The 25,012-nt window shown below is 63.9% G+C and carries 18 protein-coding genes; 3 read left to right on the top strand and 15 right to left on the bottom strand.

The window, feature by feature from the left end:
* Nucleotides 1–46: 46 nt before the first annotated feature.
* The gene (locus HRQ64_RS07705) at nt 47–2,317 is read right to left on the bottom strand and encodes an NADP-dependent malic enzyme (RefSeq protein WP_172122861.1); all 2,271 of its coding nucleotides are present in this window, start codon (nt 2,315–2,317) and stop codon (nt 47–49) included.
* Nucleotides 2,318–2,662: 345 nt separating this feature from the next.
* On the opposite strand from HRQ64_RS07705, the gene HRQ64_RS07700 reads away from it, so the two are divergent.
* Nucleotides 2,663–4,003, top strand: a complete 1,341-nt coding sequence (locus HRQ64_RS07700; RefSeq protein WP_172122860.1) for an FAD/NAD(P)-binding protein — start codon at nt 2,663–2,665, stop codon at nt 4,001–4,003.
* A 16-nt stretch (nt 4,004–4,019) separates the two neighbouring features.
* Here HRQ64_RS07700 and HRQ64_RS07695 read toward each other — a convergent pair whose 3' ends face one another.
* On the bottom strand, nt 4,020–5,036 hold the full coding sequence (locus tag HRQ64_RS07695; protein WP_127752476.1) for an ABC transporter permease: 1,017 nt from the start codon (nt 5,034–5,036) through the stop codon (nt 4,020–4,022).
* Between the two features lie 12 nt (nt 5,037–5,048).
* On the bottom strand, nt 5,049–5,780 hold the full coding sequence (locus HRQ64_RS07690; protein ID WP_172122859.1) for an ATP-binding cassette domain-containing protein: 732 nt from the start codon (nt 5,778–5,780) through the stop codon (nt 5,049–5,051).
* A 291-nt stretch (nt 5,781–6,071) separates the two neighbouring features.
* Between HRQ64_RS07690 and HRQ64_RS07685 the strand changes: the two genes are divergently transcribed.
* A complete protein-coding gene (locus HRQ64_RS07685) occupies nt 6,072–7,058 on the top strand; it encodes a substrate-binding domain-containing protein (protein WP_172122858.1) in 987 nt (328 codons plus the stop codon).
* 135 nt (nt 7,059–7,193) lie between these two features.
* Nucleotides 7,194–8,225: a hydroxyacid dehydrogenase gene (locus HRQ64_RS07680; RefSeq protein ID WP_172122857.1), complete on the top strand. Its 1,032-nt coding sequence runs from the start codon at nt 7,194–7,196 to the stop codon at nt 8,223–8,225.
* Nucleotides 8,226–8,229: 4 nt separating this feature from the next.
* Here the strand turns inward: HRQ64_RS07680 and scpA are convergent, their stop codons facing one another.
* The 12 genes from scpA to HRQ64_RS07620 all read right to left on the bottom strand — a co-directional run bounded on the left by scpA (nt 8,230) and on the right by HRQ64_RS07620 (nt 25,005).
* Nucleotides 8,230–10,365, bottom strand: coding sequence for a methylmalonyl-CoA mutase (gene scpA, locus HRQ64_RS07675; protein ID WP_172122856.1), 2,136 nt, complete (start codon nt 10,363–10,365; stop codon nt 8,230–8,232).
* Nucleotides 10,366–10,596: 231 nt separating this feature from the next.
* Nucleotides 10,597–12,615: an acetyl/propionyl/methylcrotonyl-CoA carboxylase subunit alpha gene (locus HRQ64_RS07670; protein ID WP_172122855.1), complete on the bottom strand. Its 2,019-nt coding sequence runs from the start codon at nt 12,613–12,615 to the stop codon at nt 10,597–10,599.
* On the bottom strand, nt 12,612–13,046 hold the full coding sequence (locus tag HRQ64_RS07665) for a DUF559 domain-containing protein (RefSeq protein WP_172122854.1): 435 nt from the start codon (nt 13,044–13,046) through the stop codon (nt 12,612–12,614). The genes HRQ64_RS07670 and HRQ64_RS07665 overlap by 4 nt, the downstream gene beginning before the upstream one ends.
* A gap of 59 nt (nt 13,047–13,105) precedes the next feature.
* Nucleotides 13,106–14,638 carry an acyl-CoA carboxylase subunit beta gene (locus HRQ64_RS07660; RefSeq protein WP_172122853.1) on the bottom strand — a complete coding sequence of 511 codons (1,533 nt, stop codon included), beginning with the start codon at nt 14,636–14,638 and terminating at the stop codon, nt 13,106–13,108.
* A 3-nt stretch (nt 14,639–14,641) separates the two neighbouring features.
* On the bottom strand, nt 14,642–15,970 hold the full coding sequence (hisD, locus tag HRQ64_RS07655; protein ID WP_172122852.1) for a histidinol dehydrogenase: 1,329 nt from the start codon (nt 15,968–15,970) through the stop codon (nt 14,642–14,644).
* A 45-nt stretch (nt 15,971–16,015) separates the two neighbouring features.
* The gene (locus HRQ64_RS07650; RefSeq protein ID WP_172122851.1) at nt 16,016–16,969 is read right to left on the bottom strand and encodes an NAD(P)-dependent oxidoreductase; all 954 of its coding nucleotides are present in this window, start codon (nt 16,967–16,969) and stop codon (nt 16,016–16,018) included.
* Nucleotides 16,970–16,972: 3 nt separating this feature from the next.
* On the bottom strand, nt 16,973–17,962 hold the full coding sequence (locus HRQ64_RS07645) for an oxidoreductase (RefSeq protein ID WP_172122850.1): 990 nt from the start codon (nt 17,960–17,962) through the stop codon (nt 16,973–16,975).
* A 42-nt stretch (nt 17,963–18,004) separates the two neighbouring features.
* Complete coding sequence (locus tag HRQ64_RS07640; RefSeq protein WP_172122849.1) at nt 18,005–19,876, bottom strand: ABC transporter ATP-binding protein; 1,872 nt, start codon at nt 19,874–19,876, stop codon at nt 18,005–18,007.
* A gap of 8 nt (nt 19,877–19,884) precedes the next feature.
* Entirely contained in the window at nt 19,885–20,769 is an 885-nt protein-coding gene (locus tag HRQ64_RS07635; RefSeq protein WP_172122848.1) for an ABC transporter permease, read from the bottom strand.
* Between the two features lies 1 nt (nt 20,770).
* On the bottom strand, nt 20,771–21,706 hold the full coding sequence (locus HRQ64_RS07630; protein WP_172122847.1) for an ABC transporter permease: 936 nt from the start codon (nt 21,704–21,706) through the stop codon (nt 20,771–20,773).
* Nucleotides 21,707–21,763: 57 nt separating this feature from the next.
* Nucleotides 21,764–23,359, bottom strand: a complete 1,596-nt coding sequence (locus HRQ64_RS07625; protein ID WP_172122846.1) for an ABC transporter substrate-binding protein — start codon at nt 23,357–23,359, stop codon at nt 21,764–21,766.
* Between the two features lie 53 nt (nt 23,360–23,412).
* The gene (locus HRQ64_RS07620) at nt 23,413–25,005 is read right to left on the bottom strand and encodes an ABC transporter substrate-binding protein (RefSeq protein WP_172122845.1); all 1,593 of its coding nucleotides are present in this window, start codon (nt 25,003–25,005) and stop codon (nt 23,413–23,415) included.
* Between the last annotated feature and the right edge of the window lie 7 nt (nt 25,006–25,012).

Here is a 25,012-nt window from a genome sequence, read left to right as displayed (position 1 = left end):
GCAATGAAAGGCGCAGCCCATCACCGGACTGCGCCCGGGTGTGGCTTTAGCCCACCCCCACTTCGCTGGCGGCGACGGCGGCCATGTTGACGATGCCGCGGCTGGTGACGGAGGGGGCGAGGATGTGGGCGGGCTGGTTGGTGCCCATGAGGATGGGGCCGATCGGGAGGGCGTTGTTGAGTTCCTTGAGCAGCGTCATGGACAGGTTGGCCGCTTCCAGATTGGGGAAGATCAGCAGATTGGCTTCGCCGCGCAGGAGCGAGTTCGGGACATAGCGCTCGCGCAGGTTTTCGTTGATCGCCAGATCCCCCTGCATTTCGCCATCGACCACAAGGTCGGGTGCGACCTGTTGCAGCTTTTCGAACACTTCGCGCATCTTGAGGCTCGTGGCGCCGTCGCGCGAGCCAAAATTGGAATAGCTCAGCAGCGCCGCCCGCGCCTCGATATTGAAGCGCTTGAGGTGGTCGCGCGCCTGCAGCGTGATGGCCACGATCTCGTCGGCGCTGGGATCGATGTTGACATAGGTGTCGGCGAGGAAAAACACGCCCCGGCTCATCACCAGCATGGAAAGCGCCGACAGCTGGCGCGACTGCGGCGCGAGGCCAATGATCGACTGGATATCACGCGCATGCTTGATGAAGCGGCCCTGTAGGCCGCAGATCAGCGCATCGGCTTCGCCGCGCTTGACGGCCAAGGCCCCAATCACCGTGGTGTTGGTGCGCACAATGGTGCGGGCGGTGTCGGGGGTGACGCCCTTGCGGCCCACCAGCGAGTGGAACAGGTCCACATAGTCGCGATAGCGCGGATCGTCTTCGGGGTTGATGACGTCAAAATCGCGCCCGGCCTCCAGCGTCAGGCCAAAGCGGGCGATGCGCTGCTCGATCACCGAAGGGCGGCCGATCAGGATGGCGCGGCCCATCTTGTCTTCCAGCAGCACCTGGGTGGCGCGCAGCACCCGCTCGTCCTCGCCATCGGCAAAGGCGATACGCTTGAGGCTTTCCTGCGCCCGCTCGATCATGGGCTTCATGACGAGGCCCGAGCGATACACAAACCGGTGCAGCGTGTCGCGATAAGCGGCCCAGTCCTCGATCGGGCGCTGGGCGACGCCGGTTTCCATCGCTGCCTTGGCGACAGCGGGGGCGATGCGCAGGATCAGGCGCTGATCAAAGGGGTTGGGGATGAGATAGTCCGGCCCGAAAATCGCGGGCACCCCATGGCTGCTGGCTTCGAGGCCCGGCTCATGGGCGAGCTGGGCGATCGCTTCGGCAGCCGCCGCTTTCATCGCCTCATTGATGACGGTCGCGCCGCAATCGAGCGCGCCGCGGAACAGGAACGGGAAGCAGAGGACATTGTTGACCTGGTTGGGATAGTCCGAGCGCCCGGTGCAGATCATCGCGTCAGGCCGCGCCTCGCGCGCCAGTTCGGGCATGATCTCGGGGATGGGGTTGGACAGCGCCAGGATCAGCGGATTGGGCGCCATGTCGCGCATCATTTCGGGCTTGAGCGCGCCGGCCTTGGACAGCCCGACATAGATATCGGCCCCGGCCATGACTTCGCTGAGCTCGGTCTTGTCGGTGTCCTGCGCGAAGGCACCGCGCCAGCGATCGACGGAGTTGTCGCGCTTGCGGGTCACGAGGCCCTTGCTATCGGCGATCCAGATGTTTTCGCGCTTGGCACCAACGGCGATCAGCATGTTCATGCAGGCAATAGCGGCAGCGCCCGCGCCAGAGGTGACGATCTTGGCCTTGGCGATGTCCTTGCCCACAAGGCGCATGGCGTTGATCACGGCGGCGGCCACGATGATGGCGGTACCGTGCTGGTCGTCATGGAACACCGGGATGTTCATGCGCTCGCGCAGCGCTTCCTCGATCTCGAAGCACTCGGGGGCCTTGATGTCCTCGAGATTGATGCCGCCAAAGCTGGGTTCGAGCGGGGCCACGATCTCGATGAAACGCTTGGGGTCCTGCTCGTTGACCTCCAGATCGATGGAATCGATGCCGGCGAACTTCTTGAACAGCACCGCCTTGCCTTCCATCACCGGCTTGGAGGCCAGCGCGCCGATATTGCCCAGGCCGAGCACGGCGGTGCCGTTGGAAATCACGGCAACCAGATTGCCCTTGGAGGTGTATTTGTAGGCGGCCTGGGGATCGGCGGCAATTTCCTCGCAGGGAATCGCCACGCCGGGCGAATAGGCTAGCGACAGATCACGGGTATTGGCGAGGGGCTTGGTCGCCACGATCTCGAGCTTGCCGGGCTTGGGATATTCGTGGAAATGCAGCGCGGCGTCGCGCAGGCTCGTGGTGTTGTCGTCAGCCATGGGTGGTTTCCTTTTCGGCAGCAGTTCGGGCGAGCCGTTCCGCCGTTAACATGCACGCGCAGCCAGGGCATGGCAAAACACCTCTGGTGTTGCCGCTGCGCAAGCGCAGCTTCTTGAGACCAGTTGCCGCGCGGCGTGAAAAGCTATGCTTTGGTCGTATGGCCCTGAGGTTTAGAGCTCTTGAGGTTAAGGTCAGAAGGCTTCTCGGGAAAAGTGAGGTGGCAACGTCGATGCTTCACTGGACGTTCCCCTCGGAAGCGCGGCATCCCTGCGTGGCTTGTCTGTGCGCGCTTGGGTCGCTAGAGGCTACGGGTCCATAGCCGGGCATAGTTAGGGAGGCTCTCGATGAGCAACAGAGAGCTGGCAGTGACTATCATCGGCGGGGGTGCCAGCGGCGTGTTGCTGGCCGCCCATTTGCTGCGCGACCCGGCCGCCTATATCCGCGTGACCCTTTTGGAGCGCCGGGGACAGGTTGGGCAAGGCGTCGCTTATTCCGCGACCCAGCGCGACCACAAGGTCAATGTGCCGGCGCGCGGCATGAGCGCCTTTGCCGATGATCCCGATCATTTCTGGCGCTGGCTGCAGGCCCGGGACTATCCGGCGCCCACCGGCTCCTGGGTCTTCGTGCCGCGCCGGCTGTATGGGGCTTATCTCGAGGATGTGCTTGCCGAAGCAGCCCAGGCGCGACCGGGGCGGCTCGTCGTGCTTAACGAAGAAGTTGTGCGCCTCACCGAAGGCCGCGACGAGGTGGAAACGCTGCTCGCCAACGGGTCGAACATCACCAGCCGCTTTGCCGTGCTGGCGGTGGGTCACGAAACCCAGCCGGCCCGGGGACGCGGCATTGCCGTGCGCGTCGGTTCGGAGGCCGATACGCCGCTTGATCCAGATGCGCCGGTGATGATCCTGGGCTCGGGTCTTTCCATGGTAGATGCCTGGCTGTCCCTAGCGAAAGCCGAGCATCGCGGCCCAACGCTCGTCGTGTCGCGCAATGGGCTGCTGCCCAAGGGGCACCGCGATATTCCCCCGCTCAGCATCGCGGAGGCCGATGTGCCCTTTGGCGCGTCCCTGCCCGAATTCATGGGCTGGTTCCGGGGCCTTGTGGCGCAGACCGAGGCGAATGGTGGCGACTGGCGCAGCGTCGTTGATGGCCTTCGCCCTTATAACCAGCGCATCTGGCAGAGCTGGTCCGATCACACGCGTCGCCAGGCGCTGCGCCATTTGCGGCCGTGGTGGAACATTCACCGCCACCGGCTGCCACCCGAGCTGCATCAGCGTCTCGAGGAAGCGGTCACCGAGGGTCAGGTGAGCCTCGTCGCGGCCGAGTTTGTCGGCATCGACCGCGCTCCAGAAGGGGTCCGTGCCACCATCCGCCGCCGGGGCACGCAGGAGCGCGAAACGCTCGATATCGCCCGGGTCTATGATTGCGGCGGGGTGAGCGTCGATGTGCTTTCGAGCTCCAGTCCGGTGATCCGCGACCTCGTGGCCAGCGGCGCCGCCCGCCCCGACCCGCTCCATATCGGGCTCGATGTCAGCCCCGACTGCTTTGTGGTCAATGCCGAAGGGCAGCCCTCGCGGCACCTGCTGGCGCTCGGTCCGCTGACGCGCGGGCGGTTCTTCGAGATCGAGGCCGTGCCCGATATCCGGGTGCAAGCCGCCGCGATCGCGCGCAAGATCCTCGAGAGTTAGGGGCTTCCCTGCCCCGCTACTCGCTGGTGTCCTTGTCGCGCAGCTTGTTGAAGGCGACCGCGAGCACGATGGCCGAGCCCACAAAGGTGCCCTGCCAGAACGTGCTGATCCCCAGGAGGATCAAGCTGTTGCGGATCACCTCGATCAGCGCCGCGCCCATCACCGCCCCAAGCGCCGAGCCGCTGCCGCCAGAGAGATTGGCGCCCCCGATCACGGCCGCGGCGATCACCGTCAGCTCCATGCCGGTGCCCAGCCCGGTGCTGACGCCGCCGAGCCAGCCCACTTCGAGAAAGCCCGTGAGGCCCGCGGTGAAGGCGGCGAACATATAGACCGAAACCTTGACGGCGCGGACCGGAATGCCGGTGAGGACAGCGGCATGTTCATTGCCGCCGATGGCCAGTACATGGCGGCCCCATTTGGTCCAGCGAAAGGCAAAGCCGGTGACCAGCGCCAGGGCAATCATCACCAGCAGCGGATTGGGCACGGGGAGCCCAAAGAACACCACCGAGCCGCCGCCAATGGCAAACAGCAGCCCCTGGTCGGGCCCGAATTCGTAGATCAGCTTGTTGTTGGACAGCACCATGCCCAGCGAGCGGGCGATCGACATCATGCCCAGCGTCACCACGAAAGGGGGCATGCCCAGAACCGCGACAAAGACCCCGTTGACGAGGCCGATCAGCAGCGCTGCCCCCAAAGCTGCCGGCATGGCGATACCCAATGGCAGCCCGCTGGCCATCAGCGTGCTGGTGACAATGGCGGCGACCAGCACGGTCGAGCCAACCGAAAGATCGATCCCTCCCGTCATGATCACCGCCGTCATGCCCAGCGCGATGATGCCGACAAACGCAAAATTGCGGGTGACGTTAAAGAGGTTCTGCGCCGTGCCAAAAGTCGAGGTGTAGAGCGACAGGAAGAGGCAGGCCCCGAGGGTAGCGACCACCACCCAGAACACTTGCCGGCTAAGCAGCCAGGGGAGGAAACCGCGATGGGTTTGCTGGTCGATCGCGCTCGAAAGGGATGAATCGGCGGCCATCTCTGTTGCTCCCTAGACCTGTTCAATGGCGCCGGTGATGAGGCCGGTGACCTCCTGGGGCGAGGAGTCGGCGACGCGCTTGTCGCCAACCTTACGCCCCCGCCGCAGCACGATCAGCCGGTCGCAAACTTCGAAAATATCGGGGATGCGGTGGCTGATCAGCACTACGGCCATGCCCTGGTCCTTGAGGCGCCGGATGAGGTTGAGCACTTCGGCCACCTGGCGCACGCTGATGGCCGCCGTCGGCTCGTCCATCAGCACGATCTTGGGGTTGGATAGCCGCGTTCGCGCAATCGCCACGGCCTGGCGCTGCCCGCCCGACATACGCCGCACCACATCGCGCGGCCGGGTTTCGGACTTCAGCTCGGCAAACAGCTCCCCTGCCCGCCTGTACATGCCGCGATAATCGAGAATGCCAAAGCCATTGGTGAGCTCGCGGCCCATGAAGATATTGGCGGCCGCGGTCAGATTGTCGGCCAGCGCCAGGTCCTGGTAGACGATCTCGATTCCCTTGGTGCGCGCGTCCTTAGGGCTATGCAGATCGGTCTTTTGCCCATCGATCCGGATTTCGCCGCTGCTCGGGTGGAAGTTACCGGCGATGATCTTGACCAGCGTCGACTTGCCCGCGCCATTGTCGCCCACCAGCCCCACGCATTCCCCGGCATTGAGCGTGAGGGAAACATCACTCAGGGCCTGGATCGCACCATAGTGCTTGGACACGTGGTCCAGCTCCAACACGCTCATGCCATCGCTCCTCGCCCCGGCGGTTTGCCCGCCTCCTTTGCCGGCAAGCTTAGGTTGGCCCAGTCGGGCACGTCAATGCTCCTGCTCGGCTGAGCCAAGCACAACCGCTCGAACTAGCCAGTTGACTTCGCGCTTTCGGGTACTAAGCATTGTATTGTGAGGAGGCTGGCGGCTTTTCAGCCAGTTGAAGACCCCGACTTTATTGAAGCCGACTGAGGAGCGGGCGTGTTGCCCGTGTCTGCTTATTGTTGCGGGCCAACGAGCCCGAGCTGAGAATATGGGAGTGAGACAATGAACACCAAACTGTGGCTGCTGCTCGCCGGCAGCGCCCTCGTCATGGCCTGCAACCCGGTCATGGCGCAGGACAAGAAAGAACTCGCCATCGTCGTCAAGGGCCTCGACAATCCCTATTTCGAGGAGATGCACCAGGGCTGCGAGTTGTGGAACGAGGAAAACCCGGATTCCGAGTATATCTGCACCTATACCGGCCCCGCCTTGTCATCGGATGAAGCAGGCGAGGTGCAGATTGTGGACGATCTGCTGACCCGCGGCGTTGCCGCCATGGCGATCTCGCCGTCCAACGCCCCGGCCATGGCGAACTTGCTGAAACAGCGTGCCCCCACGATCCCGATCATGACCATCGATGCCGATCTGCTGGAAGCCGATGCCGATCTGCGCAAGGGCTTCATTGGGCACTCCAACTATCTGCTGGGCGAGGAAATCGCCAAGGAGTTGATGGCGCTCAAGCCCGAGGGCGGCACGGTCTGCTTCCAGCTCGGCAATGTGGCGGCGGCCAACATCAATGAGCGCGTCGCCGGCGCGCGCGACACGCTCGCGGGCGCCGAAAACACCGACCGCCTCACCGGCCAGGGTGGCTGGACCGAAGTGGAAGGCTGCCCCGTTTACACCAATGACGACTCGGCGCTGGCCAATACGCAGCTCACCGACGTGCTGACCGCCAATCCCGATATCGACGCCCTCTTCCTCGTTGGCGGCTGGGCCCAGTTCAGCCCGCAGGCCTATACCCAGGTCACCGACCCGATCATGGACAAGCTCCAATCCAAGGAGATCGTGATCGTATCCTCGGACTTGCTCGACACCCAGGTCCAGGCGTTCAAGCAAGGCCGTTCGCACGCCAATGTGGCCCAGCAGCCCTTCGAGATGGGCCACCAGGCCCCCGACCTGATGATCAAGCTGATCGAAGGCGAGCCGGTGGAAGAATTCACCTATCTCGAATTCAACAAGTGCACCCAGGCCGATCCCGGCGCCTGCCAATAGTTCAGCCCAGCGATCGCCGTGGCGGGGCGCTCCCGGAGCGTTCCGCCGCCTGCCTTTCTCCCAACAACCGGCAGAACGGGTGTGACCGTGGCGGCAAGCGCGCCCCGGCACGCCTTTGCCGCGCCATGGTGCCCTATGCCCTCCGACGCCAAACCTCTCATCATCAGCGCGCCCCATCCCCGCAGCACCGATCTCATCTTCACCCCCGAAGCGCGCGCCGCGCTGTTTGCCCGCTATCGGGTGCTCGAGATCGAGCCAACCGAGCTCGATGCCGTCCCCGGAGAAAGTCTCGCCGTAGCGCGTTATATCCTGGGTCAGCCGCCCATCTCCCCGGCGGTTCTCGACCAGTTCACCAATCTGCGCTGCATCTTCAATGTCGAAAGCAATCTCATCAACAACATGCCCTACGACACGTTGTTCGAGCGGGGCATCCATGTGGTCACCACCGGAGCGGTGTTTGCCGAGCCGGTAGCGGAGCTTGGCCTCGGCCTCGCGCTCGATCTGGCGCGCGGGATCAGCGGCAATGATGCGGCCTTCCGCACCGGCACTGAGCTTTGGGGTGGCGACGGCAACCGGAGCGCCCGGCTGCTAAGCGGCTCGGAGATCGGGATTATCGGCTTTGGCGATCTGGGCCGCACGCTCAACCGGCTCCTCGCCGGCTTTCGCGCCCGGGTTCGCGTGTTCGACCCCTGGCTGCCACCATCGCTGCTCCAAGAGCATGGCGTGGTTCCGGCGACGCTCGACGACGTGCTGACGCAAAGCGACTTCGTGTTCGTCGTCGCTGCCGTAACCTCGGAAAACAAGGCGTTCCTTGGCGCCGAGGCGTTCAACAGCATGCGCCCGGGCGCCGCGTTCATCCTCCTCAGCCGCGCTGACGTGGTGGATTTCGACGCGCTGATGGAGGCGGTGCGCCGCGGTCATATCCGCGCGGCGACCGATGTCTTCCCCGAAGAGCCGCTGCCCCTCAATCATCCCGCCCGCAGTCTTGAGGGACTGTTGCGCTCGGCGCATCGGGCGGGGGCCCTCGATATCGCCTTCAAGCGCATGGGCGACATGGTGCTCGAGGATATGGCGCTGCTCGATCGCGGCCTGCCGCCGCTGCGCGGCAAGCGGGCGGAGCGCGAAACGGTGTCCCGCATGCGCTCGAGGCCCGTCGACAAGAACTGACCGGTTAGCGGTTGCTGAGCCGGCCCTCGATCTGGTCCAGGAGGGCAAAGGCAGCGGACAGCACATTGGTGCCGGGGCCAAAAATGGCCGCCACGCCAGCATCCAGCAAGAAGGCGTAATCCCCTTCCGGGATCACGCCACCCACGATCACGGTGGTGTCGCCAAGTGCCCGCTCGCGCAGGGCCGCAATCAATTCAGGCACCAGCGTCAGGTGCCCGGCCGCCAGCGACGATACGCCAACGGCATCGACATCGAGCCTGGCGGCATCATCGGCCACCTCCTGCGCCGTCTGGAACAATTGCCCCAGATGCACCGCGAAGCCCAGATCGGCGAAAGCCGAAGCGATGATCTTGGCGCCGCGATCGTGCCCGTCCTGCCCCATCTTGGCCACCAGCAGCGAGGGCGCCCGGCCCCGGCTCGCCTTGAACGCAGCAACGCGCCCGGCGACGGTGCTGTATTCGGGGTCGCCCTCGTAGCTGGCGGCATAGATGCCCGATATCACCCGGTTCGTGGCCGAATGACGGCCAAACACGTCCTCCAGCGCGGCGCTGATTTCCCCGAGCGTGGCGCGAGCGCGCGCCGCCGCGATGGCGGCCTCGAGCAAATTGCCTTCATCCATGGCCGCCATCTCCCGCAGGGCCGCGAGCATGGATTGGCAGAGGGCCTCGTCGCGGGTGCGGCGCACCTGCTCGAGGGCCGCGACCTGTTCGTCGCGCACCTTGGCATTGTCGATCTGGCGGGTGGCGAGCGGCTCTTCGGCATCGAGCCGGAAGCGGTTGACCCCCACGATGACGTCCTCGCCCCGATCGATGCGGGCCTGGCGCTGCGCTGCCGCGGTTTCAATGGCGAGCTTGGGGCCACCGCTTTGGACGGCCGCCGTCATGCCGTCCATCGCCTCCACTTCCCCGATCCGCGCCTTGGCGCCGGCAACGAGTTCGGCCGTGAGCGCCTCGATATAAAACGAGCCGCCCAGAGGATCGACCACATCGGTGATGCGGGTTTCGTGCTGGAGGATCAGCTGGGTGTTGCGCGCGATCCGGCTCGAAAATTCGGTGGGCAGCGCAATGGCTTCATCAAAGGAATTGGTGTGGAGCGACTGCGTGCCGCCCAGGGTGGCCGCCAGCGCCTCGATCGTCGTGCGGATGATATTGTTGTGCGGGTCCTGCTCGGTCAGCGACACACCCGAAGTCTGGCAATGGGTGCGCAGCATTTTCGAGCGCGGGTCCTTGGCCCCCAGCCCGGTCATGATCTCGCTCCAGAGCTGGCGCGCCGCGCGCAGCTTCGCGATCTCGAGAAAGAAGTTCATGCCGATGCCGAAGAAAAAGCTCAGCCGCCCGGCAAAGGCGTCGATATCGAGCCCGCGCCCCTGCGCCGCCCGCACATATTCGATCCCGTCGGCCAGCGTATAGGCGAGCTCCTGCACCGCCGTCGCCCCGGCTTCGTGCATGTGGTAGCCCGAAATCGAGATCGAGTTGAACCGCGGCATGTGCCGGGCGGTATAGGCGATGATGTCACCCACGATCCGCATGGAGGGCTCGGGCGGGTAGATATAGGTGTTGCGGACCATGAACTCCTTGAGGATGTCGTTCTGGATGGTCCCTTCGAGCTTTTCCTGCGGCACGCCCTGCTCTTCGGCCGCCACGATGAACATGGCCAAAACCGGGATCACCGCGCCATTCATCGTCATCGACACGCTCATCTGATCGAGCGGAATGCCGTTGAAAAGCGTTTTCATGTCCTCGACGCTGTCGATGGCCACCCCCGCCTTGCCGACATCGCCCACCACGCGGGGATGGTCACTGTCATAGCCGCGATGCGTCGCAAGGTCGAAGGCCACCGAAAGCCCCTTCTGCCCCCGCTCCAGCGCCTGGCGGTAAAACTCATTGGACTCCCGGGCGGTGGAAAAGCCCGCATATTGCCGGATGGTCCAGGGCCGGTTGGCATACATGGTCGCCCGAATGCCACGCGTAAACGGCTCGGCGCCCGGCACCTCGTTCATTTGACGCGCATCCTCGGCGAAATACACCGGCTTGACCCGCGTGCCGCCATAATCCCGATTGAGCGCGGACACCGGAGTATCGCGCAGTTCCTTTTGGGCGAGGGTTGCCCAGTGGGTGAAGTTCGCTTTGGCGTCAGACATGATTACCCCCAACGCCTGCCCATTCCGTCTCAACAACATGAAGACGAGGGAGCCGCAGGCGGAGTGCGCGTGATGGACGGATGATGGAGAGGGCCCCCCTCCCCCTTGAGGGGAGGGTCGGGGTGGGGGTCCTTCGGTTCATCACGGAACGACCCCCTCCCTCATTCCCTCCCCTCAAGGGGGAGGGAGGCGACAGCGGCGGCAGCGGTGCAGTCCAGGGCTGCATGTGCATCACACCGCCTCGAATTCCATGATCACCGCATCCACGGCCAGCACCGCGCCGGGGGCGGCGTGGATTTTGCTCACCCGGGCGCGCTTTTCGGCTCGGAGCACGTTCTCCATCTTCATCGCCTCGACAATGGCCAGAGTTTGGCCGTCCTCCACCACCTCGCCCTCGGCCACATCAATCCGGACGACCTGGCCGGGCATGGGGCAGAGGAGATACCGGCTCATATCGGGCGGCGTCTTGACGGGCATGTATTTGAGCAGGGCCGCGACATGGGGCGGCAGCACCAAAAGCTTGAGGTCGGCCCCCCGATAGCGGATGCGCGCCCCCGATGTGGTGGGCTCGACCTTGAGCACTGCCGTTTCGCCGGTCGACCACTCAATGGTCGCAAGACTGTCGCCGGGCTGCCAGGCAAAGCGTGCGGCGGTCAGCGCCGTATCAAAGAGGTTAAGCTCCCAGCTGCCGGCCGGATCGAGGCGGTGCAGCTTGACGGGCACCTGTTCGCCCTCGATCACCACCACCCATTCGCCATAGACTTCCACCGCCCCGCCAATGGGGGAATGGGACACGAGCCCCTTGCGGTCCTCCTCGGTCAGCCGCAGCATGGCCGCCGCTGCCGCCACCTCAATCAGCCGGCCGCGTGGCAATTGCGCGCCAGTAAAACCGTCGGGAAATTCCTCGGCAATATAGCCGGTGGTCAGCCGCCCCTCGCGGAAGCGCTCCTGGTCCATCACCGTTGACAGAAACGGCAGGTTGTTGCCCACCCCTTCGACCTCGAAACTGTCGAGGGCCACCGCCATGGCTTCTACGGCCTGCAGGCGTGTGGGCGCCCAGGTACACAGCTTGGCGATCATGGGATCGTAAAAGGTCGAGATTACCCCGCCTTCGAACACGCCCGTGTCGTTGCGCACCACCAGATCGGGCGCGTGGCTCTGGGCGGGCGGGCGATAGCGTGTCAGCCGCCCGGTCGAGGGCAGGAAATTGCGATAGGGATCCTCCGCGTAAAGGCGCGATTCGATGGCCCAGCCGTTCCGCTGGACCTCGGCCTGCGTCAGGGGCAGCGCTACGCCATCCGCCACGCGCAGCATCAGTTCCACCAGATCGAGGCCGGTGATCAGCTCGGTGACGGGATGTTCCACCTGCAGGCGGGTGTTCATCTCGAGAAAATAGAAATTGCGCTCGGCATCGACGATGAACTCCACCGTGCCGGCGCTGGTATAGCCCACCGCCTTTGCCAGCGCGACCGACTGCTCGCCCATGGCCCGGCGCGTCGCTTCGTCGAGAAAGGGCGATGGCGCCTCCTCGATCACCTTCTGGTTGCGTCGCTGGATCGAGCATTCCCGCTCGTTGAGATAAAGCACATTGCCGTGGCTGTCGCCGATCAGCTGGATCTCGATGTGGCGCGGTTCGGTGACGAATTTCTCGATGAAGATGCGATCATCGCCAAAGGATGAGGCCGCCTCTGACTTGCTCCGCTCAAAGCCTTCACGCGCTTCGGCATCGGTCCAGGCAATACGCATGCCCTTGCCGCCGCCGCCCGCTGAAGCCTTGATCATCACCGGGTAGCCGATGGACTGGCTGATCGAGACCGCCTCCTCGGCATCCTCGATCAGCCCCATATGCCCGGGCACGGTTGACACCCCTGCCTCGGCTGCGAGCTTCTTGGACGTGATCTTGTCACCCATCGCCTCGATCGCGCGGACCGGCGGGCCGACAAAGATGATCCCTGCCGCTTCCAGCGCCTGGGCAAAACGCGGATTTTCCGACAAGAACCCATAGCCGGGATGCACCGCCTGCGCCCCGGTCTGGCGGCAGGCCCCGATGATCTTGTCGATCTGGAGATAAGAGTCCCGCGCCGGCGACGGCCCGATATGCACGGCCTCATCGGCCATCTGCACATGTAGGGCATCACGGTCCGCATCGGAATAAACCGCAACCGTCGCGATCCCCATCCGCTTTGCCGTCCGGATCACCCGACAAGCAATCTCGCCCCGATTGGCAATGAGGAGTTTGGTGATGGTCATTGCTGGTCCTCATCAGAAGTCATGCGTGGGCCGTCCAGTGCACCGGCGGGGCTCCCTCCCCCACGCGGGGAGGGCTGGGGTGGGGGGCTGGATGGCAAGGTTTCGAGAAAAGAACTCAGGACCTGGAACACACCATCGGGATTGCTGGTCACCTCATCGTTGGTAAACCGCAGAACCGTAAAACCCCGGCCCCGTAGATAGTCATCGCGCACCGCGTCCTTTGCCTGCGCCCGGTCGGATCCATGGGTGTCGCCATCGATCTCCACGACCAAACCGGCTTTGAGGCAGGCGAAGTCAACATAGTAGCTGCCCAGCAATTGCTGGCGTCGAAATGGCCAGCCGGCCTGCCGCAGCGACCAGGTCAGTTGCCAAAAATCCTGCTCGGCATAAGTGGCGTTGCGCCGGAGCTTCCTTGCGAGATGCTTGGCCATCCATCCCCCCACCCCGTCCCTCCCCGCGAGGGGGAGGGAGCCGCGCCGGTGTTCCCCCCTCACAGCGGAATATTCCCGTGCTTTTTCTTGGGCGCATGGCTCTGTTTGTGCCTCAATGTCGAAAACGCCCGGATCACGCGCCGCCTGGTGCCGTGGGGCATGATGACGTCGTCGATGAAGCCGCGTTCGGCGGCGACGAAAGGGTTGGCGAAGCGCGCTTCGTAGTCGGCCGTGCGCTGGGCGATCTTCTCCTTGTCCCCCAGCTCCGAGCGATAAAGGATTTCCGTTGCGCCCTTGGCTCCCATCACCGCGATTTCCGCCGAGGGCCAGGCATAGTTCACATCGGCCTTGATGTGCTTGCTCGCCATCACGTCATAGGCCCCGCCATAGGCTTTGCGGGTGATGACGGTGACGAGCGGCACCGTGGCTTCGGCATAGGCGAACAACAGCTTAGCGCCATGCTTGATGATGCCGCCATATTCCTGCGCCACGCCCGGCAAAAAGCCGGGCACATCGACAAAGGTGAGCACGGGGATTTCAAAGCAGTCGCAGAAGCGAATGAACCGGGCGGCCTTCTTGCTGGCTGAAATATCGAGGCACCCCGCGAGCACCAGCGGCTGGTTGGCCACCACCCCCACCGGATGGCCATCGAGCCGGATAAAGCCGCAGAGGATATTGCCGGCGTGATCCTTGCCGATCTCGAGGAAATCGCCCTCATCGGCAACCTTCTCGATCACTTCGCGCATGTCATAGGGCTGGTTGGCGCTGTCTGGAATGATCGTATCGAGCGAAAGATCGTCGCGGTTGAGCGGATCCATGGTCGGGCGGCGCGGCGGCTTCTGCCCGGCCGCCAGCGGCAGGAAGCCGAAGAGGCGACGCACTTCAAGCAGGGTTTCGATGTCGTTCTCGAAGGCCGCATCGGCCACTGAGGAAATTCTGGTGTGGGTGGAAGCGCCACCCAGCTCTTCCTGGGTCACGCTTTCATTGGTGACGGTCTTGACCACGTCGGGGCCGGTCACGAACATATAGCTGGTGTCCTTGACCATATAGATGAAGTCGGTCATCGCCGGGGAATAGACCGCCCCGCCCGCGCAGGGCCCCATGATCACCGAGATCTGGGGAATGGCGCCCGAAGCCTGCACATTGCGCCAGAACACATCGGCATAACCGCCCAGCGAGGCCACGCCTTCCTGGATGCGGGCGCCGCCGCTGTCGTTGAGCCCGATTAGCGGCGCGCCGTTCTGCATGGCCAGATCCATGATCTTGCAGATCTTTTCGGCATGGGTTTCCGACAGGGAGCCGCCAAAGACGGTGAAATCCTGGGAAAACACATAAACGAGGCGCCCCTCGATCGTGCCCCAGCCCGTCACCACGCCATCGCCCGGGATCACGGTTTCCCCGATGCCGAACTCGGTGGCGCGATGGGTGACGAACATGTCGTATTCTTCGAAACTGCCGGGATCGAGCAGCACATCGAGCCGTTCGCGCGCCGTCAGCTTGCCCTTGCCGTGCTGGGTGTCGATGCGCTTTTGCCCGCCTCCCAGTCTGGCTCCAGCCCGCTTGGCTTCAAGTTCGGCAATAACGGCTTTCATGGCTTACTCGGCTGCTTGAGTGCGCGGCGCTGCGGCAGTGCCGTAGGGCAGATTGCGCCCACCATAACGCCTGACGCGCAAATTGGCTTGCTCGGCGTGACCCACAAAACCCTCCAGCATGGAAAGGCGCGAGCCATATTCCCCGATGGCTGCCGAGGCCTCGTCCGTGGTGACCTGCTGCCAGGTGCAGGTCTTGAGGAACTTGCCCACCCATAGGCCCCCGGTATAGCGCGCCGCCTTCATGGTGGGCAGGGTATGGTTGGTGCCGATCACCTTGTCGCCATAGGCAACATTGGTGCGCGGGCCCAGAAACAGGGCGCCGTAATTGCTGATATGATCGCGGAACCACAGGTCCCGATCGGTCATCACCTGAACATGCTCGGAAGCAATGCGGTCAGCTTGGGCGAGCATTTCCTCGTAGCTCTCGCAAACGATCACCTCGCCGAAATCGGTCCAGGATTGGCGCGCGACTTCCCCGGTTGGGAGAATGGCGAGCAGGCGCTCGATTTCCCGCATCGTGTCGCGGGCGAGCTGTTCGGAATTGGTGAGGAGGATCGCGGGCGAGGTCGGGCCATGCTCGGCCTGGCCCAAGAGATCCGTGGCGCAGATTTCGCCATCCACCGTGTCGTCGGCGATGATCAGGGTTTCGGTCGGCCCGGCAAACAGGTCGATGCCGACCCGGCCATAAAGCTGGCGCTTGGCTTCGGCGACAAAGGCATTGCCCGGCCCCACCAGCATGTCGACGGGATCGATGCTTTGCGTGCCGATAGCCATGGCGCCAATGGCCTGGATGCCCCCCAGAACATAGATCTCGTCGGCGCCGGCCATGTGCTGGGCGGCGACAATGGCGGGTGCGGGCTTGCCGTTGAACGGGGGCGCGCAGGTGATGACGCGCTCGCAACCAGCGACCTTGGCCGTTATCACCGACATATGCGCAGAGGCGAGCAGCGGATATTTGCCGCCCGGCACATAACAGCCCACCGCGTTGATGGGCACATGCCGATGCCCCAGCGTCACGCCCGGCAGGGTTTCCACTTCGAGATCTTGCAAGGTCGCGCGCTGCTTTTGGGCGAAGTTGCGCACCTGGGTCTGGGCAAATTCGATGTCGTGCAGGTCTTGCGGCGTCAACTGGGCGAGGCAGGCGTCGATCTCGGCCGGGGCCAGGCGGAAATCGGGCCGATCCCAGTTGTCGAAGCGCGCTGACAGTTCGCGCACGGCCGCATCGCCGCGCCCTTCGATATCGGCCAGAATGGTTTCAACTGTGGCGCGCACCTGCCGATCGGCGGCGGCGCGCTCCTCAACATTTTTTCCGCGCTTGAGCCATTGGGGCATGGTGCATCCTTGTGGAAGGGAGAAAGGGAATAAGCGGGCTGGCGCTCAGTAGCGCTCGGACGGGTCGACCACACCTTCGAGGTCCTGCCCGCGCATGAACCGCTCCAGATTGGCGATGAAGAACGCCGTGGTGCGGCGATTACTCTCGGGCGAACTGCCCGAAATATGCGGAGACAGCCGCACCCGGGGATGGGTGTAGAGCCAGTGGCCCTCGGGCGGCGGCTCGGGATCGGTGACATCGAGCGTGGCGCAGGCCAGCGGGCCATCCAGTGCGGCGCGCAGTGCGTCGGTGTCGATCACCGCGCCCCGGCCGATGTTGATGAGATGGGCGCCGGGCTTGAGCGCGGCAAAGGCGTCTGCATCGAGCATGCCGCGGGTTTGCGGCGTCAGCGGCGCGCAAAGGGCAATATGGTCAGCGCGGCCAAGGAGATCTGGAAGCGAAACAATCTCGACGCCATCCATGCCGCTGGGCCCAGGCGAGCGGCGGGTCGCGAGCACCGTCATGCCAAAAGGCAGCGCCCGCTCGGCGACCGCCCGGCCGATCTCGCCAAAGCCGATGATCCCCAGCGTGCTGCCATGCAACTCGCCGAGCTTGTGGTGCCGCCAGACACTGCGCGCATCGGTCCAGATCTCGGGAATGCGCTTGGCGACGCTCAGCATGGCAGCCAGCACATATTCCGAGATCGGCACAGCCGAAGTGCCCCGGCTCACCGTCACCTTTGGCACGGCAAACACCCAGGCCGGGTATTTGTCGATGCCGGTGGAGCGCAGATGCACCCAGCGCAAATTGAACGGCCAGCCGGCGGGCTCAGGCATGCCGGGATGGAGGCCTACGGCGGCGCTGTCCTGGCTGACTAGCAGCACGTCAGCCTCAGGCGGCACCTGCCAAGCGGTGTGCGGCGTCGGCTCTAGGGCGTCAAAGCGCACGCCTTGGGGCAGTTCGGCGGCCACCGAAGCGGCCAGCCGCTCGCCGTATTGGTGGGCGATAACCAGGGTCATCGATCAGCGGGTCCGCACCAGAACGCGGCCCTTGACCTGGCCGGCAAGGATCCGCCCGGCCGCGTCGGGCAGCCCGTCGAGCCCGATCTCCTCGACCATGGCGCCATAGGCGGTCAGATCAAGGGTCTCGGCGATGCGGGACCAGGCCGCGATGCGCGCCTCATAGGGCTGCATGACGCTGTCGATGCCCAGCAGCGACACGGCACGCAGGATGAAGGGCAGCACATTGGTGTTGAGCTCGATGCCGGCCGCATTGCCGATCGCGGCAACCGCGCCACCATATTTGACCTGCTTGAGCAGCTTGCCGAGAATGGGGCCGCCGACATTGTCGATGGCCGCTGCCCAACGCGCCGATTCCAGCGGTTTGTCGGGCTGGGCGAGGAATTCGTCGCGCGCCAGGATGCTGGCGGCGCCCAGCGCCTTGAGGCTGTCGCCATGCTCGGGCCGGCCCGACAGCGCCACGGCCGTGTAGCCCAACTTACCCAGCAGCGACAGCGCCACGGTCCCCACGCCGCCGGCCGCGCCGGTGACCAGAACTTCGCCGGCGTCCGGCTTTAGCCCCGCCGCTTCCAGCCGGTTGATGGCGAGCATGGCGGTGAGCCCGGCCGTGCCCACGATCATGGCGTCGCGCGTCGTCAGTCCTTTGGGTAGCGGCACCAGCCAATCGGCATTGACGCGGGCGCGCTGGGCATAGCCGCCCCAATGGGCTTCGCCCACGCGCCAGCCGGTCAGCACCACGGGGTCGCCCGCCTTGTAGCGGCTGTCTTCGCTGTCACGCACGGTACCGGCAAAATCGATACCCGCCACATGGGGATAGTTGCGCACCAGCCCCCCTGCCCCGGTCAGGCACAGCCCGTCCTTGTAGTTGAGCCCGGCCCAATCGACATCCACAGTGACATTGCCTTGGGGCAAGCGATTGTCGGTGAGCGTCTGGAGCGCCGAGGAAACCTTCCCATCAGCGCTGCGGTCAGTGACGAGGGCCTGAAAACTCATGAAAACATCCTTGTTGTTCGGTGCCGGGGGACGAAGAAGGCGCTAGACCTTCCAGTCATCGCCCCAGATCTGCACGATATGGCCGGGTGAGATTTCCCGGTATTCCCGCTTGGGTGGCTCGAAATCCACCGGACGCAGCGGGCTTTTGATCTCGTCATTGTTGACGGGGCGCACCTGCAAGCGGCGGGCAGGATCGGGGACGGGCACGGCCGCCATCAGGCGCTTGGTATAGGGGTGCTGCGGATTGCCGAACACGGCCGCGACCGGACCCTTCTCGACGATCTCGCCGAGATACATCACTGCCACCTGGTGGCTGATGCGCTCCACTACGGCCATGTCGTGGGAGATGAAGAGGTAGGACAGCCCGAACTGCTCCTGCAGGTCCATCATCAGATTGACCACCTGCGCCTTGATCGAGACGTCCAGCGCCGAAACGCTTTCATCGGCCACGATCACCTTGGGCTCGAGCGACAGCGCCCGGGCGATGCAGATGCGCTGGCGCTGCCCCCCCGAAAACTGCGCGGGATAGCGGTTGGCCATTTCCGGGGTGAGCCCGACCCGCTTGAGCAGGTCCATGGTTTTGTCGCGCGCCTGGGCCTTGGTGCCCAGCTTGTGGGTCAGGAAGGGCTCGGCAATGGCATCGCCCACGGTGATGCGCGGATTAAGGCTGGCATAGGGATCCTGGAAGATCATCTGGATATGCCGGCGCATGCCGCGCATCCGCTCCTTGTCGAGCGCGCGGATATCGGTGCCGCCGATGCTGATCTCCCCACTTTGCGGCTCGATGAGGCGCATGATTGCCCGGCCGGTGGTGGACTTGCCGCAACCCGATTCCCCTACCAGCGAGAGCGTTTCCCCGCCGCGCAGATCAAAGCTCACCTTTTCGACGGCATGAACGCGGCCCGTTGGCCCACCAAATAGGCCCCCCGGGATATCGAAGCGCTTGACCAGTTCGCGCACCCGCAACACCGGCTCGGCGTCACGGCGCACCGTATCGGGACGCTGCCGACCCGGCACGATCACACCGGTGGCGCGATCGAGAATGGGAAAATGCTGCGGCCCGTGTTCACTGCCCTCGCCCAGCTTGGGCACCGCGGCGATCAGGGCGCGGGTGTAGGGGTTTTGCGCGCGGGCAAAGATGGCTTCGGTGGTGTCCGACTCCACCGCGCGCCCTTCCAGCATCACCACGGTGCGGTCGGCCACTTCGGCCACCACGCCCATGTCATGGGTGATGAACAGCACGCCCATGCCTTCTTCCTTTTGCAGCTGCTTGATCAGCTGCAGGATCTGAGCCTGGATGGTGACGTCGAGCGCGGTCGTGGGCTCGTCGGCGATCAGCAGCTTGGGCTTGCAGGCCAGCGCCATGGCGATCATCACGCGCTGACGCATGCCGCCCGAAAGCGAATGGGGATAATCCTTGAGGCGAGACGCGGCCCCCGGGATGCGCACCCGCTCGAGCAGCCGCAACGCTTCCTGCATCGCCGCCTGTCCCGAATACTGACCATGGATGGTCAGCACTTCGGCGATCTGGTTGCCCACGGTCTGGAGCGGATTGAGGCTGGTCATGGCCTCCTGGAAGATCATGCCCATCTGCCGTCCGCGCACAGTGCGGATCTCCGCTGGCGGCAGTGTCAGGAGTTCACGACCCTCCAACTGCACCGAGCCTTCGACGCGGCTCGCGGCCGGATCAAGCAGGCGCATGATCGTAAGCGCCGTCACCGACTTGCCCGAACCGGATTCCCCGACCACGGCGACCGTTTCCTCGGCCCCGATGTCAAAGGAGAGGCCTTTAACAATCTCCACCCACCCGTTGGAGGTCAGAAAGGATGTGCGCAGATCCCGCACGGACAGCACCGACTCGGCCGCGGGATCGGGCACGACGCGTTCAACAGCAAGAGCACCCGTATTGGCCATGATTTCTCCTATCGGGCGGTCGAGGGGTCGAGCGCATCGCGGATCGCGTCGCCGACCAGGTTGAAGGACAGAACCACGAGCGTAATGGCGACGCCGGCGCCGATGATCGGCCACGGCGAACCAAAGAGGCTATTGAGGCCATCGCGGATGATGTTGCCCCAGCTCGGATTGGGCGCGCGCGTGCCGATGCCCAGAAAGCTCAGCGAGGCCTCGATGCGGATGGCCGAGGCTACCCACAGCGTCATCAGCGCCACGATCGGAGCCATGATATTGGGGATGATGTGGCGGATGATGATCACCGGGGTGCGCACGCCAACAGCGATGGCCGATTCCACAAAGGGCTCCTGCTTGATCGAGAGCGTCTGGGCGCGCGCGACACGGGCAAAGCCGGGAATGAAGGCCACGGTGATCACCGCGATGATGTTCCAGAACCCGCCCCCGAGCACGGCTGCGATCAGGATCGCCAGCAGCAATTCGGGGAAGGCCAGCAAGAGATCGATCACACGCGAAATCAGCCGGTCGGTGATGCCCCCGAAATAGCCGGCCGTCACGCCCAGCAGGGTGCCGAACAAGGCAGCCAGCACCGGCGAGATGAAGCCGAACAGCAGCGAATTGCGCGAACCATAGATGAGGCGGCTGAGCACATCGCGGCCGAACTGGTCGGTGCCGAGCCAATTCTCGGCGCTGGGCAGCCGGTTGATTTTGAGGATCGACTGCGCCAGCGGATCATAGGGCGCGAGCCACGGCGCGAGCAGCGCCACCAGGATGAAAATGCCGATCATGATGGTGGCGAGCGTCGTTTCGATGCGCCCGAACAGCAGCTTGCCCACTTTCTGGAAGGCATTGGGCTGCGCGGGAGCGAGGCGAACGGGATCGTTGGTTACGACAGTCATATCAGCTCACCCGCACACGAGGATCGACGACGACATAAACAAGGTCCATCAGGAGGTTGATGAGGACCACGAAAACCGCAAAGACCAGCACGCCGCCCTGGATCACCGCGTAATCGCGCTGCGCGATGGCATCGATCAAGAGGCGCCCGATACCCGGGCGGTTGAACACCAGCTCCACCGCGACCGAGCCCGAGAGCGTCGAGAGCAGGCTGAGGCCCAGCCCGGTGGTGATAGGCAGCATGGCGTTGCGCAGCCCGTGATTATAGATCACCCGCTTTTCGCGGGCGCCCTTGGCGCGGGCGGTGCGCACATAGTCCTTGCCCAGCACTTCGAGCAGGCTCGTTCGCGTCAGCCGGCCGAGAAACGCGGCCTTGACGAAGGCGAGGGTCAGCGCCGGCAGGAAGATATGGTGCATGCGGCTGGCAAAATCAGTGCCTGCGCCATTGATCGGGAACCAGCCCAGATTGAGCGCAAAGGTGATCAGCAACAGCGCCCCGAGGAAAAAGTCCGGAATGGCGTAGCCGATCAGTGAAAACAGGCGCACGCCAGTGTCGGGGAGCTTGTTGCGATTGGTGGCGGCCAAAACGCCCATAGGAATGCCGGCGACGATGCCCATGGCCATCGCGGCAAGGGTCAGCTCGATCGTATAGGGCAGGTTCTGCGCAATCAGCGTCAGCACGGGCGTGTTGGACAGGAGCGAGCGGCCGAAATCGAGCGTCAGCACGCCGCCGAGGAAATTGAAATATTGCTGCCAGAGCGGGACATTGAGGCCCATGCGCTCCCGGAACTCAGCCAGTTGTTCGGGCAAGGCCGCGTCACCCAACGCGGCGAGCGCGGGATCACCCGGCAGGATGCGCATGGCGATAAAGACCAGGGTCAACACCAGGAACAGGGTTGGGATGGCATCGCCCAATCGAAGAAGCAGATATCTGGCCATGAGTGCACCGCCTTGGAGTGGCCGGGCTCCCGTCGGGAGCCCGGATAGGGGATTGGGTTAGACCGTCTTGGTCGCGCGGTGGAAGCGCCAGCGCGCATAGCCGCTCTCGACCTCATAGCCGAGGTCGACCTTGGCCGAGCGCACCGCCGTAAAGCCCAGCGTCGAGAGCCCGATCAGGGGCAGGTCACGCAGTACCTGCAGCTCGATCTGCTTGCACAGGTCTAGATAGGTCTCGTAATCCGAAGCGGTCAGCGCCTGGTTCAGGAGGTCGTCGATGCCGGGCATGGCCACGCCATAATGGCTGTAATTGCCCCCGCCTGAGCCGTCCGACTTCACTTCCGAAGCCGAGGCCAGCTGCTGGAAATAGATCTGGGTCGGGATCGGCGGATAGCTGGAGGAGTGCATCGCCAGGGTGTTTTTGTCCGAGCGATTATCGGCGTGATAAGCGGTGTGATCGCCGATGATGAGGTTCATGTTGAACCCGGCCGGGCGGATCAGCTCCTGCACGATCAGCATGGTCGAGGAATAATCCTCCCGCTGCGAGCACAGCGAGTCAAAGCTGATGCCATTGGGGAAACCGGCCTCGGCCAGCAATGCCTTGGATTTTTCGGGGTCGTAGGGATATTGCAGCTCTGCCGGCAAATCCTCGGTCTTGAAGCCGGCGGGGAAGAAATCGGGCTGCAGGCCCGCCATGACCCCACCCATCGGCGCCAGTGCCGCGGCAACCGCCGGGCGGTCGATCGCATGCATCAACGCTTGGCGGACCAGCAGATTGTCGAAGGGCTTGCGCGTCAGGTTGATGTGGAGCGTGTTGAACGAGCCCGGGGTCGTCATATCGATCTTGAGCGTGGGGTCACGCTGCAGGATGGAGTCGATCCAGCCAGGCGCTCGGACCGCTTCGATAATGTCCACGTCGCCAGCCAACAGCGCCAGGGTGCGGGCGGTGGTGTCGGCGATATAAACGCATTCCACATTGGCAATTTTGGCCTTGTCGCCCCAATAGCCTTCATGGCGCTTGAGGCGGGTGCCGAATTCAGGGTCGAACTGCACCAACTCGTATGGCCCGGTGCCCACCGCATCGGTGGCAAAAGCCTCGCCCCCAATTTCCTCATAGGCCTTTTTGGAGACGATGGAGGTGTTGTTGTTGAAGATCGAAGTGCCCAGCAGGTTCACATCGGGCTGCTTGAGGGTAATGGCGATCTCATAGGGCCCGGTCGCGACAACGCTCTCGATATTGGAGAGGATGGTGCGGTTGGTGCCTTCCTTGATAGCCCGCTCGAACGAAAAGACGACGTCCTCCGAAGTCATCTCACCGTAGTTGCGGTGGAACTGCACCCCTTCGCGCAGCTTGAACGTCCAGGATTTGGCATCCTCTGATTGCGTCCATTCCGTTGCAAGCGTAGGCAGGTATTCCTCTGGTTTCAGCGCAAACCGCCCATCGTCTGGGCGCACGAGTTGCTCATACATCTGCTCGGTGGCCCAGTTGTCTGAACCTTGCGTGGTCAGGTTCGGGTCCGAGTGGCGGGGGCCATTGGCGGCAATGCCGATCCGCAGGGTATCGGCGTCCTGCGCGTGGCTGGCCTGCACACCAATGGCTGTCAAAGCCGTGGTGGCTGCCGCTAATTCCAGAAAACTCCGTCTGTTCAAAGCCATGGGTTCCTCCTCCCTGGTTGAACGGCGCCGGATGGGTCCGGCGCCGGCATGGATCACGCCTTGGTGGCGCGATGTAGTCGCCACCGTGCGTAGCCGCTCTCCACCTCGTAGCCGAGGTCGAGGCGCGGATTGCGCACCATGGTGTAGGACAATGTCGACAGACCGATCAGGGGCAGGTCGCGCAGCACCTGCAGCTCGATCTCGCGGCACAATTGCAGATAGGTGTCGTAGTCGGTGGCGCTGAGCGCCTGCTCGAGCAGTGCATCAACACCCGGGATGGCCACGCCATAATGGCTGTAATTGCCGCCGCCCGAGCCATCGGCCTTCACCTCAGCCTTGGAATAGAGCTGCTGGATGTAGATCTGGGTCGGAATCGGCGGATAGCTCGAAGCATGCATCGCCAGGGTGTTTTTGTCCGAGCGGTTGTCGGCGTGGTAGGCGGTGTGATCGCCGATAATGAGGTTCATGTTGAACCCGGCCGGTCGGATCAGCTCCTGCACGATCAGCATGGTCGAGGAATAATCCTCGCGCTGGCTACACAGGGCATCAAAGCTCACCCCGTTGGGGAAGCCCGCTTCAGCCAGGAGGGCCTTGGATTTTTCCGGATCATATTCGTAGCGCAGTTCGGGCGGCAGATCCTCGGTCTTGAGCCCGGGCGGGAAGAAGTCGGGCTGCAAGCCGACCAGTACGCCACCCATAGGTGCCAGCGCATCGGCCACGGTCTTGCGATCGATTGCATGCATCAGCGCCTGGCGCACCAGGAGATTGTCAAAGGGCGCGCGGGTGAGATTGACATGAAGGGTGTTGAACGAACCCGGCACCGTCATGTCGATCTTCATGTTGGGGTCGCGCTGCAGGATCGAGTCAATCCAGCCTGGTGCGCGCACCGCCTCGATCATGTCCACCTGCCCTGACACCAGGGCCAGCGTGCGCGCCGTGGTATCGGCAATATACAGGCACTCGATATTGCTGACCTTGGCCGGCTCGCCCCAATAGTCCTCGAAACGCTTGAGATAGGTGCCGCTTTCGGAATCGTACTTGGCCAATTCATAGGGTCCGGTGCCCACGGCGTCGGTGGTGAACTTCTCCACCCCGATTTCCTCATAAGCCCTCTTGGACACGATATTGGCGTTGAGCGAGAAGACCGTCGTGCCCAGGAAGTTGACATCGGGCTGGTGCAGGCTGATCACCACTTCATAGGGGCCATTGGCCACGGCATCGGCGATGTTGGCGAAGATCACCCGGCCAGTGCCGAAATCCTTGGCCTTGAGGAAGGTGAACGCCACGTCGTCGGCGGTCATCTCGCCATAACCGCGGTGGAACTGCACGCCCTCGCGCAGCTTGAAGGTCCAGGTCTTGGCATCCTCGGACATGGTCCATTCGGTGGCCAGCACCGGCTGGTAGTCCTCCGGCGTCAGCGCGAACTTGCCATCTTCGGGACGCACCAGCTGCTCGTACATCTGCTCCACGGCCCAGTTGTCCGGCCCTTGCGTGGTCTGGTTGGGGTCCGAGTGACGCGGATTGTTGGCGGCAATGCCGATGCGGATGGTATCGTCGCCCTGGGCATGGGCGGCCGAAATGCTCAGCGCGGAAAGCGCGGTGCCGGCTGCGGCCAGTTCCAGGAAGTTGCGGCGGTTCAGTGTCATTGGGGTC

It is taken from the genome of Devosia sp. 919 (assembly GCF_013185965.1).
Lineage (GTDB): Bacteria > Pseudomonadota > Alphaproteobacteria > Rhizobiales > Devosiaceae > Devosia.
The sequence above is the reverse complement of the archived record's forward strand: the minus strand, read 5'-3'. Positions and strand labels throughout refer to the sequence as shown.

Excerpts from the sequence above, each read along its gene's own strand:
- HRQ64_RS07705 (WP_172122861.1), bottom strand. The coding sequence starts at position 2,317 with ATGGCTGACGACAACACCACGAGCCTGCGCGACGCCGCGCTGCATTTC.
- HRQ64_RS07700 (WP_172122860.1), top strand. The coding sequence starts at position 2,663 with ATGAGCAACAGAGAGCTGGCAGTGACTATCATCGGCGGGGGTGCCAGC.
- HRQ64_RS07695 (WP_127752476.1), bottom strand. The coding sequence starts at position 5,036 with ATGGCCGCCGATTCATCCCTTTCGAGCGCGATCGACCAGCAAACCCAT.
- HRQ64_RS07690 (WP_172122859.1), bottom strand. The coding sequence starts at position 5,780 with ATGAGCGTGTTGGAGCTGGACCACGTGTCCAAGCACTATGGTGCGATC.
- HRQ64_RS07685 (WP_172122858.1), top strand. The coding sequence starts at position 6,072 with ATGAACACCAAACTGTGGCTGCTGCTCGCCGGCAGCGCCCTCGTCATG.
- HRQ64_RS07680 (WP_172122857.1), top strand. The coding sequence starts at position 7,194 with ATGCCCTCCGACGCCAAACCTCTCATCATCAGCGCGCCCCATCCCCGC.
- scpA (WP_172122856.1), bottom strand. The coding sequence starts at position 10,365 with ATGTCTGACGCCAAAGCGAACTTCACCCACTGGGCAACCCTCGCCCAA.
- HRQ64_RS07670 (WP_172122855.1), bottom strand. The coding sequence starts at position 12,615 with ATGACCATCACCAAACTCCTCATTGCCAATCGGGGCGAGATTGCTTGT.
- HRQ64_RS07665 (WP_172122854.1), bottom strand. The coding sequence starts at position 13,046 with ATGGCCAAGCATCTCGCAAGGAAGCTCCGGCGCAACGCCACTTATGCC.
- HRQ64_RS07660 (WP_172122853.1), bottom strand. The coding sequence starts at position 14,638 with ATGAAAGCCGTTATTGCCGAACTTGAAGCCAAGCGGGCTGGAGCCAGA.
- hisD (WP_172122852.1), bottom strand. The coding sequence starts at position 15,970 with ATGCCCCAATGGCTCAAGCGCGGAAAAAATGTTGAGGAGCGCGCCGCC.
- HRQ64_RS07650 (WP_172122851.1), bottom strand. The coding sequence starts at position 16,969 with ATGACCCTGGTTATCGCCCACCAATACGGCGAGCGGCTGGCCGCTTCG.
- HRQ64_RS07645 (WP_172122850.1), bottom strand. The coding sequence starts at position 17,962 with ATGAGTTTTCAGGCCCTCGTCACTGACCGCAGCGCTGATGGGAAGGTT.
- HRQ64_RS07640 (WP_172122849.1), bottom strand. The coding sequence starts at position 19,876 with ATGGCCAATACGGGTGCTCTTGCTGTTGAACGCGTCGTGCCCGATCCC.
- HRQ64_RS07635 (WP_172122848.1), bottom strand. The coding sequence starts at position 20,769 with ATGACTGTCGTAACCAACGATCCCGTTCGCCTCGCTCCCGCGCAGCCC.
- HRQ64_RS07630 (WP_172122847.1), bottom strand. The coding sequence starts at position 21,706 with ATGGCCAGATATCTGCTTCTTCGATTGGGCGATGCCATCCCAACCCTG.
- HRQ64_RS07625 (WP_172122846.1), bottom strand. The coding sequence starts at position 23,359 with ATGGCTTTGAACAGACGGAGTTTTCTGGAATTAGCGGCAGCCACCACG.
- HRQ64_RS07620 (WP_172122845.1), bottom strand. The coding sequence starts at position 25,005 with ATGACACTGAACCGCCGCAACTTCCTGGAACTGGCCGCAGCCGGCACC.